Below are 10,745 nucleotides of genomic sequence, written 5' to 3'. Positions count from 1 at the left end.
AAAAACATATCTTTCAGCTTGTCGCCAATTGACAGTTTTCCATCCCTCGGTATTTATTACTAAATCCGAATTAGGCTTATTCATAGCTACTATTATCATCATCTGCTCTCTTGCGGGGTCTGGGTTAGCGTCGTCATACCAGATAATATGGGATTTACCGAAATATTCAGCCGCCATTAAACTAGCTCTCCAACCATTCCATCAGCGATTGAATCTGCTCTTGGCTAACGCCGGAGTTTTGTTGTCCGTAGCATAAGAATAGTTGGCTGGGCTGGTTTGGGTTTGAGGAAGTTCAAGAATTTCATGAGACTGGTAAACGCAACTATTATCAGGGTTCCCATTTGTTGAGGCGATGCCCAACTCTTAGAGACGCTGCGCGTAGCAAGATCCCGTTCGCCCCTGGCGTCCCGTAGGGAAGGGTACGGCGCAGGCTCAGGGTAAGACCTACGGCGGTAAACTACGCTCTTAACTGACTTTCCCCTAGAACTAGCTGCTTTTCGCTATCCTTCATCTTCACAAAAATATTCTTGTTAACAGGTTTATTGTGCGGGAGTCTGCAATCAAATTCTGAACCATTTGAACTGAAGTTGGGGAATCTTGCATCTGGGTATAAAATTGCTCAGAAAGCTCAAGGAGCAGTTCAGTTTAGGTGTTTAGGGGATTCGTCAACGGTATCCGTATCCCGGCTCAAACTAGAGTACTAGCTCTTACCGCTACTTTTGTCAACGAAATCAAAAGTTTGTGGTTGATCGACTTTTTTGGTTGATTACTTTGTCCTGGTGTCACAGACTCGATTGCGAGATTGATGGTATTTTATTTTTACACAAACTCCTTGATCACAATTGCGATACAAGCTATGACACTCAATTTATATTTACTGCGACATGGAGAAACTACTTTTAGTCAAAGTGGTAATTTCTGCGGTGAAACTGATGCGGAGTTGACAACAGAGGGGATGCAGATGGCATCAGGTTTTGCCGATGTTTATCAAAGCTTGTTGTGGTCGGCTGTTTATGTTAGCCCGATGAAACGCACAATTGCAACTGCCAAGCCATTTTGTGATGCTATCGGTATGGATATGCAGTTGCGTGACGGACTTAGAGAAGGTAGTTACGGCTCTTGGGAAACTAAGAGTAAATCGTTTGCCCAAGAGAATTACGCAGAAAATTATGTAAAATGGTTGACAGAACCCGCTTGGAATGCACCCATTGGTGGAGAAACTGCGGTAGATATTGCTAACCGTTCTATGCCTGTAATTGCTGAAATTCAAGAAAAACATCCCCAAGGTAATGTTTTAGTAGTTTCCCATAAAGCTACGATTCGGATTATGCTTTGCAGTTTACTGGGAATTGATTTAGGACGCTATCGCTATCGGGTGAATATTTTGGTCGCGTCAGTAAGTATGGTTAAATTTGACGTTAATGGCCCCTTGTTAGAAATATTAGGCGATCGCCATCATATACCCGATCATATTCGCTTTCGTCCAGGAACATAGATGTAATCAAAAAGTTGCTCATTTTAGTACTTGTTGTAATACTAAGCTTACTTTGTTACTCCTGAGTTGATATTTCTTGCTGCGATAAATTTGCTAACTCCGATTCTAAGGTTTCTTCCAATAAGTCTACAATTGCATGTGCATCAGTAGGGGACTTCATTATTTCGGCCTCCGGATCAAAGCGATTTTTGACATTGGGAATATCTAGGCGTAATTCCTCAACCAACGCGATGAGTTTAGCGATTTTCTGCTCAGAAAGTAGGTTGAGTTGAAGGCTAAGTTGCGCCCGTTGCTCTGCTAACTTTTCTTGTCGCTCTTGTTTAATCAATACCCCTGTTGTCACCAACAATGAACCCGCAGTCAGTGAAAATTGTAACCAAGGAAATGGAACTTCCTCAAATTTTGGTACGCCTAAACGTCGTGGTAAGAAATTGGGTGTTACCCAGAGAATAATCCCAAGCAGAATACTATACAAGAATACAGGACGACCAAAAAAGACGGTTATCGTTTCTACAAAGCGCTGGTGTTGTGAGACATTTTTTTCAGAACGTCTATGCAATGCGATGATAGTCTCGATATTTTGACTAATAGATTCTGGTAATGGGGCAGTGGGCAGAATCTTTTGATGAGGTATTTGACCCGATACTTGCGGTGAGGCAGTCGGAGTCTTGGCGGCTCCCGTCGAGTCCGAACTGCCGAACCCGGAGGGTGAATCACTTGGATTTGGTTGATTGTTGGTTTGCATTGGTAGTCTAGCGTTATGAATGATTCCTTCAACTGACTAACTTCAATTTTGACTGCAAAGCGATACTTGAAGGCAGAAAAAATGCATGAAAGTACCCACAGAGAGATTCTGGAAGATTGCTATTGCTACTTTGGCGATTGCATTTGATTTCCAATAACCTATCAACAGCTAGAACCGTCAGCACCCCCAAAAACACCAGAAGAATTGGGATGGCCAGCAGGATTTTTTGAACAAACTTACGGCAGTTGTCAACACGATCCAATATAATATACCTCGATTAAGAACAGGAAACTTAAAATGAGAATTTTTATTCCAGGCCGTCTTTAGAATTACAGTCTAGACTCGAAGAATTGTCTGAGAAAAAGAAAGCTGGATTGCTAACAGGAGAGGAAGATGCTGAATTGGCAGGCATATTGGAACTGGATAGAATTTTTACCTTGCTTAATGCCAAAATCATTTCTGAATTATGACAGTTAATGATGCGACCAAAAAATTAGTCGGACAAAGAGCAAAATTTCTTTGTGAATACTGTCATTCTTCAGAAGAAGCAAATGCTGCTCTATTTTCTATTGACCATATTATCCCACAGTCTCTTAAAGGTTCGGATGACCCTGATAACCTAGCGTTAGCTTGTCAGCGTTGTAACGGATATCGCTACAATTTCACCACTGGAATTGATCCAGATACAGTCCAGATGCTACCTCTGTTTAATCCACGCCAGCAAAAGTGGTCTGACCACTTTATTTGGTCAGCAGATGGTCTAAAAATTATTGGCATTAGTTCTGTAGTCCCAGCTACAAGTAATCGTTTAGACCTCAATGATGAACGTCGTAATGAAGGGTCTAGTGTCAAGGCTCGTCGTCTTTGGCTCAAAGGTGGTTGGCATCCACCTGATGAAGACCCGCGACAAGTAAAAGAGTTTTGATTTGCAATTTCCTTAACTGTTGAAGTGCGATTGCTCAAGCAGGGCGTAGTCCATCGCCCCCCAATCGATTCTCTCTCTTATTGCCGAAAGTTCTGCTGATGTGGACTATTGGAGTCATGAGTTGGGAGTTGGTGGGAAATCTGGCGCGGAGATTTGGTTTAGTAGCTCTTTTAGGCTGATGCACCATCTTTCAAATAAGTCTCCTGTATTAATGTCTGCAACAAAACCGCATTTCTCTCCTGCTGTATGTTTATTGAGAGATGACAAATCCCTCTCAAGTTAGAGATGCATTATGTGCTGTGATAGATGATTTTTTGCTCATACTTGAGTATTCTATTTAGATTAGATAAAACAACTGTATGTAATAAAAATTATAATTTTTCTACTTGATTACCTAATTATTAATGGATTTTGCTTAGAGACAAACAATTTTTCAGGTCATATTGGTAGTAGATAAATAGTTTTAGAAGCACGATTAGGAAATATGAATAACACAAAGGAAGTTGATAGTACGAAAAATAATTTGGGTCAGCATAAAATAGAGGCTGAAACTGATATAGATTCATCATCTAACGAACTGACACAGACAAATAAAACAATTAATATAGATGGTCAGCGTCCAATCGATCCAAGTAATATTGAAATTAAAGAAATAATTAATATAGATGGTGAGCGACCAATTGGGAAAAATGAAACCGATTATGATAAAACAATTAATATAGATGGTCAACGCCCGATCGGGAAGAGCGCTTTTCAAGAACATGAGATGCTAACTGTAGACGGTAAGCGTCCAATTGACCCTAGCGATTTAGAGGTTGAAGCGGTTATTGACATAGACGGTCAACGTCCGATCGCTAAAAGTAATTTTCTATCTTCAGATACTCTAGAGATAGACGGTAGTCGCCCAATAGGTTCAGATAACACTGTTGAAGATCCAATATTAACAGATTACGTAGACTAAAAGCACGACTTTCCTTGACAATTTCTTTAACTAGGGGTCTAAATCCCTGTCACAAAACTTACTTCCGACTTCCGACTTCGTTTAATCCCTTTATTTTCTCAATTTGGATTGTTATAGGTAAAAATAACGGCTAACATATCAACACAGCGATAATGATTGATTTTGAACAGACGAACGCCTGGGGCAGTTTGAGCGGCGGTTGCTAGCACAATTTAGTCAATTGGCCTGTGTGAATCTGGACTACGAACCGGAAATTCTACGAATTCCACCGATGGAGCGATTGAACTTCCGCTTTAGTAGCCAACCTAGACCGAAGCCGAAAATTGCAATATTAGTAGACGGCTCTGGAACTGAGGTACTTGTACGCGCTTGGAGTACCACGTTGTCGATGTTGATATCGAGGTCACTGAAAACACTCCTGACTGCAATTTCGTTAAAAGAGCTAATGATCCCAGAACCAGAATCAGATGTTTCTACAGAAAAACCATCAACTGATGCAGTTAGTCGAACTAATTGCGGAGTTAAGCGTTCGAGAACGAGGTTTGCAGTATGAGGTGCTGTGTCGTTAATAGTAGGTACAGAGCTAGTTGATGCTAACTGAACATTTCCATCACCACCAGTAATGCTATCCCCAGAGCCGAAGTTTTCTTTATTAACTCCCAGTGATCTGGTACCAGCTAGACCAAACGACACCAAATAACCACCGTCATCTTCGACGGGAGTGCCACTGCCAACAAGTGAAGCTAAAATATCAGTCGTGACAGGTGTATCGCCAGAGTTGTATAAACCAAACCGCAAGCCACTACCACGAATTTGCGTCAACTCAGCAGAGGTGCTGGAAAGACTAGGCTTCGTGGTGAAGCGAAAATCAAAGCTTAAATCAAGGGCATCGCCTATATTATTCCCCAAACTAACGCCAGCAAAGGTTCCAAGCGCAAAGTGAGGAGGAAGAAAAGAGGAGTTAAAGGTAACAAAAGAGGGAGTGTCAAGGTTCAAAGCGTTTCCAGTTCCAAGAATTGGATCATCAACTACGCCTAATTGAATTTGAAGAGGAGTTGAAACTGTTTGATAAAAATTTGATGAAATTTCAAACCAGGAAATATCTAACGGATCAGCACCATTAGTACGGCCACCGTCGGTAAAAGTATCGTTAACGAAAACTTGAGCTTTGGCCTTTTCACTAAAACTACTTACTACACTAAGGAGTAAGGTAGACGAAAGAACTACTTTAAGGTATCTGTTCAACATAGGACTGCTCTTATATGCTGTTACTAAGCATTACAGTTAAAGAATAGCTTTATACAGTCAAAAGTATATGTTAATTGGTACGTTGAGAATTACGAAAAATATTGATTGATAGAATACTTACCTAGTAAAGTTTTCAGCCAAGCGCGTAACTCTCTGTACTCTTTGTACGATTGCTCATTTACCCCCACACAGTTTCGAGAATTGGGTATTGGCTCATCATAGCTAAATTAAGCGATCGCTCTCGTTGTGCCAAAAATGAGATCAATGATCTCAATGCCCCACCCAGAAGAAGCGGCTTAGGTGGGGAGTGCTTCACCGCAGCTATCCAATGTCACCAGGGGCATCGCACATAAAATAATATTCATCTCGCCGTGCATCTGCCACACCCGTAAGCCGCATTTATTAACCGAGGCGATGGCGTAACCGCCCGCCGCTCTCCTCGCAGGGTTAGCGCTATTTCTTGCTTGATATACCGAGGTGAAAAACCCGTTGAAATCGTGTGCGTTCTAGCAGCAAACATGGACATTGCGCCAGAACTCGCCGGAGAAGAAATACACTATTTCGCCGTGGTATTCCTAAGACTTTAGGCTAGAATCCCCCTAGCCTTTAGGCAGAAGTGTTGACAGGGGATTTATGATTTTTGGCTCATGTCACCGCAAGGATTCAGGTTTTATAATTAAAGTTAAAGGGCTTAGAGCATTAAGCATAAATGAGGTTAAAGGCTGTGAAGAAAATAGTTGTTGCTGCAATATTCAGCTTAATCGCTGGCTCAACATCTTTACTTTTTCCCCAAGCCGCTAAAGGTGATAGGGTTGTTTACTGTCATCCTGTTACTGACAATAGGGTGATCAAAGAATCGGCGGCTGACCACCCCCATGCTTATGCAAATGGTTTTCGAGAAGGAGAACAAAGCGCTCGGAATAGAGAAGCTTATAAACCTCGGACTGCGGGAGGTGAATTCGCTCGTGGTTTTGAGGATGGTTATTTGAATCTACCTTATGCTGGGCAATCGGATGTTGTACCTAAAACAATTGTGCAACATACTACTACTGTTTGTAATGAAGATGGTTATTACACCGTAGCGCCTGCTCCTGTTTACATCTACAACCCTTATGCCATTTATGGGTCGCCCTATCCTACTTTTGGCATCAACTTCGGATTTGGAGGAGGGTTCCACAGATGGGGTCACTATCGAAGATGGTAGGGGTGGGGAATTTCGTCGGAGAAAGTTTCTGGGCGGGAGGATACAAAGTATTCACCCTCGCAAGGATTGGGAAACACCGACATCATCGTGTAATATTATCAGTTACGTTATCTGTGCTACGGCTTTGTGTTCACATTTAAAAGCCATGCGAAGTTCATACGCCGGACTCAGATAGCTTTGTGAACATTTACCCAGGAAAAATATCTAGAAATTCATTGCCATTAATCACTGTTGTCCAGTGCTGATATTTTCCTGGAGCATTCTTTTCTCGCGGATCTGCTTGTACCAGAGACATAAACTCATGGTAATGTTCATTAGAACTGGCGCCCACCATGCATCCAGCAGACCAACCTAAGACTTGTTGATCAGGGCTAGCCCCATCTGGATTGTTAGTAGTGTGTTGGTCTACGCTAAAGTTATTACCCTCATCCGGCAAGCGATCAGAGCCACGCAACACTGTAATATCTCCAGTTTGGACTAGAGCCAATTGATCTCCGGTGCTACCGTGGTGATGACCAACGCTCCAAGCTTGGTATTGCCATGCCTTGATATCTGCACACCCTTCCTGGTTCATGGGATTGTCCCAGTAATATTCTCCGGGGTCACAAGTTGCTAACCAATTGCCTGCAAAAGTTGGTGCTTTATCTTTGATTACTAATACACAACGTCGGTCATTCCAGACAAATGGTGCATTGCCATTCCATTCTCCCTTGCGGTCTAACCCACGAAAATAAACGATATTGATTTCTCCCTTGTTGCCGTTAGTACTAATTTGTTGATTATGTAAGTTTATCCACATTACGGTTCGACTCGGCCAGTCGCCGTTGAGTTGAAATCCTGGTATTAAGTCAGTCGGCTTGGTATTGAGCAGGCTAGCAGCAATATGGGGATTTATCCCTGGTTCACTGAGATTTTGAAAATGTTTATAAGCATTTAGCGCCCTAGCGGATTTTGCCCCCCAAAGTCCATCAGGTGAATTCAAAAGCCAAAAATCTTCAAGTCTAGACTGTAATTGTAGTGCCAAAGTCTTGTTTGCAGCGATCGCTTCATCATGTTCGAGTGCTTTGACTGACCCATTGGCTAAACCATAGAGCAAGGAATGAGGATTATCAGTAGATGTAACTGGCATAGAATTGCTGCTTTATTTTCTGATTAGAGTAATACTAATTGTAGCTGTTCCTCTGGTGTCAATCTTTGGCTGCGCTGTATGATAGATAAAAATAAAAGCCCCGATGAGTTTATGGGGGCTAAGGTCTAGAAGGATGTTGCATTCTAGAACCTGAGAAATTTTATGAAGTTGTGTGGAGTGGCTTCTACTATCTACTACCTATTAATCATGTGCTAAAAGTAAAGCACATGCAATAGCAATCCCAATAACTACAAGCGGTAAACCTCCAATCACTCTTGCTTCTTCTTCTTCCGATAAATTCTGGAGATAGTTATCAGAATGAGTTGATACTAAATCTGCAATTTTAATTCTATTCATCAGATTAATTCCATACTGTTGACTTCAATCAAGGACAGTTAACTATCCTTGATTTAAATCGTAGTTTAAAAATAAAAAAAATTCTCTTATTCTCCGAAGATAAAAAAATATTAATAATCCTTTTATGTCACTAAAAATTGCTAATTTATTTCCGAATTTTAAATCTGCAAACTTTATAGAAATATTAATCTGAAAGATGTAATTCAACGGGGGAACTGTTTGTAGGTTTAATTTTCCAAATATCGGAACATCAAAATCTAGATAAAATCTCAACAATGTTTCTCATATAGATAATTTTTGTTGCTGATTTGAGGGAAATATTGATGACATAAATAAAACATATTTATCCCCAATATAATTCTAATAAACTGATTGTAGAGCCAAAGCGTTGCTTGCCGCCGTTGCCCCAAGGTATTTACTTCTCAATTTCCTCTCTACGAGCGCCGTAGGTCTTACGCTGAGCAGTTCGACAGGCTCACTGTCACACCTGCGCCGTACCCTTCCCTACGGGACGCCAGGGGCGAACGGGATCTTGCTACGCGCAGCGTCTCTAAGAGTTGGGCATCGCTGGAACGGCATCGCACTCTAAGAAAAGAATAGCGCCCACCTAAATACAGGCAGGCGCTATTCAAATAATTTCAATTCCGGGAGAAAATATAGTGAAATGAATTAAGAGATTTTTACTATTAATTAATTCCAATTTAATTTCTTACACAGCACTGCGACGATTTAGCAAGTTCCACAAGAAAACAGCGACAATTGTGCCAAGAACCGCTACTGCAATACCGGGAATGCTGAGTGTGGGGGCAGCTAATGTCAGGGTTCCTGTACTGAAGAATACACCCAAACTCCCACCAACAAAAGCACCGATAATTCCTAATAAGATTGTTCCTAGAATTCCGCCGCCTTGATGACCAGGGTAGATGGCCTTTGCAATAGCACCAGCAATTAGACCTAAAACAATCCAAGCAAGAATATTCATTGTTTTAATTTGATAAACATTTTGGCTCTCCTAGACTTCGTTTGATAAATTAATACTAAAAAACACCTAAAACACTTGGTATAACAAGATTCTGCTAAAATAGAATCACATATTTAATAAAAATATGCTTTCTGATTATTGAATCCCCTACTATGTAAGGACTTAACCTGATATCAAGTATTAATTTTCTATAACTAGTCTAGGAGAGCCAACATTTTTTACTGACAAATACACAATAGCAATCCAAACATTGACATTCCATCTACCAACAGAACCAATTATTAATAGCCTTGAGGATGAATGCTGTTACTTCTCGTGATATACCCCCTAACTGAGATTGAAGCGCGTAACCGCACAAAAAGAGAAATGAATAGGACGGCGTAACTCGGTTTGTTTGGGTGACGGCGGTCGAGTAAATAAGCCAGACGGATCTTGCGTTTGAATGAAACGTGCCATACAACCTCTGTATATGGTTCCCCAGACTCCCGATAATAACCGACGCTCTTGGGAAGGTTTAGAACAATACTCTAGGGAGCTTGTCACAAAAGAAGGTAAAGAACTTTACATCATTGCTGGGCTATTAGGGAGCCAAGGTGAACCCCTCAAAGGAAAAGTAACGATTCCTAAATCAACTTGGAAAATCGTTGTTGTTTTGGAACCTGGCTCTGGGATTAATGGTATTACTACAAAAACTCGCGCGATCGCGGTGAATATCCCTAAAGAGGCAGTCCAGTAAAAGTAGTTGACAAGATGCACAGTTTTTGCAGAGTGTAAAAAGAGGAGAACACGTTATCAGGAATGCAGCTACCATGCGTCCGTTAGTTTGGAACCGTCCCGTAGAACTGTCAGCAAAAGAAGAAAAAGTCACAAAACGTATACGCAAAGCTAAACTGTTTGTATTTTTAAGGCAGATACGTCACAAATTATTTGACGCAGAATTTCAAACAGAACTAGCAACGGTTTTTAAGGATAGTAGCGTCGGGTTATGCCCAGTACCACCCGCACAATTAGCATTAGCAATCATTCTACAAGCGTATACAGGGGTTTCAGATGACGAGGCAATGGAAGCAATTGAAATGGATAGACGATGGCAGCTAGTTTTAGATTGTCTTGATTGTGAGCAACCACCTTTTGGGAAAGGAACACTGGTGAGATTTCGTGCGCTTTTAATGTCAAAGTCGTTTGACCGACGGTTAATTGAAAAAACGATTTATATGGCACAAAAACAAGGGGACATCGGATGGTTCCCCAAAGCTTCCCTACGGGACGCTACGCGAACGTAAAGCTGTGGCCAAGGATAGACGTATTTCCATCGAAGATGAGGATATGCGTCATGGGCGTAAAAGCCGCAGTCAAAAATTTGATGGCTACAAACGTCATGTTCTCAAAGACTTAGAATTACAAATGGTCAGGGCTGTTGGTGTCACCAGGGCAAACACACCAGAAGCATCTGTAACTATAGATATTGAGTCTGATTTAAATGCCCAACAAATAACTCTTGAAAACATCGAAGAGTTGCAAATCGACCGTGCATATTTGGTTAGCCATTGGGTGAAAGAGCGCATCCCAAATATGATTGTAGCCAGTGGCGATCGCGTCAGCAAGGGAACGCCGATTCTATCTTTAAGTTTGGATCAGACTACAGCCAATGTCTCCAGCGCCATTGCTTTGGTTAACTCCAATCGGGCGGCTGTAGTAA

The 10,745-nt window shown here is 41.4% G+C and carries 11 protein-coding genes and 1 pseudogene; 7 read left to right on the top strand and 5 right to left on the bottom strand.

The window, feature by feature from the left end:
• Both V7L05_RS11705 and V7L05_RS11700 read left to right on the top strand, forming a co-directional pair.
• Positions 1 to 256 (top strand): hypothetical protein (locus V7L05_RS11705; protein ID WP_335164315.1); only part of this gene is annotated, 256 nt, incomplete at its 5' end.
• Positions 257 to 856: 600 nt separating this feature from the next.
• The gene (locus V7L05_RS11700; RefSeq protein ID WP_335164314.1) at positions 857 to 1,495 is read left to right on the top strand and encodes a histidine phosphatase family protein; all 639 of its coding nucleotides are present in this window, start codon (positions 857 to 859) and stop codon (positions 1,493 to 1,495) included.
• A gap of 55 nt (positions 1,496 to 1,550) precedes the next feature.
• On the opposite strand, the gene V7L05_RS11695 is transcribed toward V7L05_RS11700, so the two are convergent.
• Complete coding sequence (locus tag V7L05_RS11695; protein WP_335164313.1) at positions 1,551 to 2,240, bottom strand: DUF1003 domain-containing protein; 690 nt, start codon at positions 2,238 to 2,240, stop codon at positions 1,551 to 1,553.
• Between the two features lie 466 nt (positions 2,241 to 2,706).
• Here V7L05_RS11695 and V7L05_RS11690 point away from each other — a divergent pair, with 466 nt between their 5' ends.
• Both V7L05_RS11690 and V7L05_RS11685 read left to right on the top strand, forming a co-directional pair.
• Positions 2,707 to 3,165 (top strand): HNH endonuclease, encoded by a 459-nt coding sequence (locus V7L05_RS11690; RefSeq protein WP_335164312.1) that lies wholly within the window; start codon positions 2,707 to 2,709, stop codon positions 3,163 to 3,165.
• A 484-nt stretch (positions 3,166 to 3,649) separates the two neighbouring features.
• Positions 3,650 to 4,126: a hypothetical protein gene (locus V7L05_RS11685; protein WP_335164311.1), complete on the top strand. Its 477-nt coding sequence runs from the start codon at positions 3,650 to 3,652 to the stop codon at positions 4,124 to 4,126.
• Positions 4,127 to 4,366: 240 nt separating this feature from the next.
• Here V7L05_RS11685 and V7L05_RS11680 read toward each other — a convergent pair whose 3' ends face one another.
• On the bottom strand, positions 4,367 to 5,374 hold the full coding sequence (locus V7L05_RS11680; RefSeq protein WP_335164310.1) for a hypothetical protein: 1,008 nt from the start codon (positions 5,372 to 5,374) through the stop codon (positions 4,367 to 4,369).
• Positions 5,375 to 6,098: 724 nt separating this feature from the next.
• Between V7L05_RS11680 and V7L05_RS11675 the strand changes: the two genes are divergently transcribed.
• The gene (locus V7L05_RS11675) at positions 6,099 to 6,578 is read left to right on the top strand and encodes a hypothetical protein (protein ID WP_335164309.1); all 480 of its coding nucleotides are present in this window, start codon (positions 6,099 to 6,101) and stop codon (positions 6,576 to 6,578) included.
• 187 nt (positions 6,579 to 6,765) lie between these two features.
• Here the strand turns inward: V7L05_RS11675 and V7L05_RS11670 are convergent, their stop codons facing one another.
• From V7L05_RS11670 to V7L05_RS11660, 3 genes are all read right to left on the bottom strand, one after another.
• Positions 6,766 to 7,707 carry a hypothetical protein gene (locus V7L05_RS11670; protein WP_335164308.1) on the bottom strand — a complete coding sequence of 314 codons (942 nt, stop codon included), beginning with the start codon at positions 7,705 to 7,707 and terminating at the stop codon, positions 6,766 to 6,768.
• Between the two features lie 201 nt (positions 7,708 to 7,908).
• A complete protein-coding gene (locus tag V7L05_RS11665; protein WP_335164307.1) occupies positions 7,909 to 8,064 on the bottom strand; it encodes a hypothetical protein in 156 nt (51 codons plus the stop codon).
• A gap of 709 nt (positions 8,065 to 8,773) precedes the next feature.
• Entirely contained in the window at positions 8,774 to 9,046 is a 273-nt protein-coding gene (locus V7L05_RS11660; protein WP_335164306.1) for a GlsB/YeaQ/YmgE family stress response membrane protein, read from the bottom strand.
• 442 nt (positions 9,047 to 9,488) lie between these two features.
• Between V7L05_RS11660 and V7L05_RS11655 the strand changes: the two genes are divergently transcribed.
• Positions 9,489 to 9,782, top strand: coding sequence for a DNA/RNA non-specific endonuclease (locus V7L05_RS11655; protein ID WP_335164305.1), 294 nt, complete (start codon positions 9,489 to 9,491; stop codon positions 9,780 to 9,782).
• Positions 9,783 to 9,855: 73 nt separating this feature from the next.
• Positions 9,856 to 10,609 (top strand): annotated as a pseudogene (locus V7L05_RS11650) (transposase); the annotation flags it as partial.
• Positions 10,610 to 10,745: the final 136 nt, after the last annotated feature.

Origin of the sequence: Nostoc sp. (assembly GCF_036917755.1) — a bacterium.
Lineage (GTDB): Bacteria > Cyanobacteriota > Cyanobacteriia > Cyanobacteriales > Nostocaceae > Nostoc.
Note: the sequence above shows the minus strand (reverse complement) of the source record. Positions and strands in the feature narration are given on the sequence as shown.

Coding starts and splice junctions, on each gene's coding strand:
- V7L05_RS11700 (WP_335164314.1), top strand. CDS start 857: ATGACACTCAATTTATATTTACTGCGACATGGAGAAACTACTTTTAGT.
- V7L05_RS11695 (WP_335164313.1), bottom strand. CDS start 2,240: ATGCAAACCAACAATCAACCAAATCCAAGTGATTCACCCTCCGGGTTC.
- V7L05_RS11690 (WP_335164312.1), top strand. CDS start 2,707: ATGACAGTTAATGATGCGACCAAAAAATTAGTCGGACAAAGAGCAAAA.
- V7L05_RS11685 (WP_335164311.1), top strand. CDS start 3,650: ATGAATAACACAAAGGAAGTTGATAGTACGAAAAATAATTTGGGTCAG.
- V7L05_RS11680 (WP_335164310.1), bottom strand. CDS start 5,374: ATGTTGAACAGATACCTTAAAGTAGTTCTTTCGTCTACCTTACTCCTT.
- V7L05_RS11670 (WP_335164308.1), bottom strand. CDS start 7,707: ATGCCAGTTACATCTACTGATAATCCTCATTCCTTGCTCTATGGTTTA.
- V7L05_RS11665 (WP_335164307.1), bottom strand. CDS start 8,064: ATGAATAGAATTAAAATTGCAGATTTAGTATCAACTCATTCTGATAAC.
- V7L05_RS11660 (WP_335164306.1), bottom strand. CDS start 9,046: ATGAATATTCTTGCTTGGATTGTTTTAGGTCTAATTGCTGGTGCTATT.
- V7L05_RS11655 (WP_335164305.1), top strand. CDS start 9,489: ATGAAACGTGCCATACAACCTCTGTATATGGTTCCCCAGACTCCCGAT.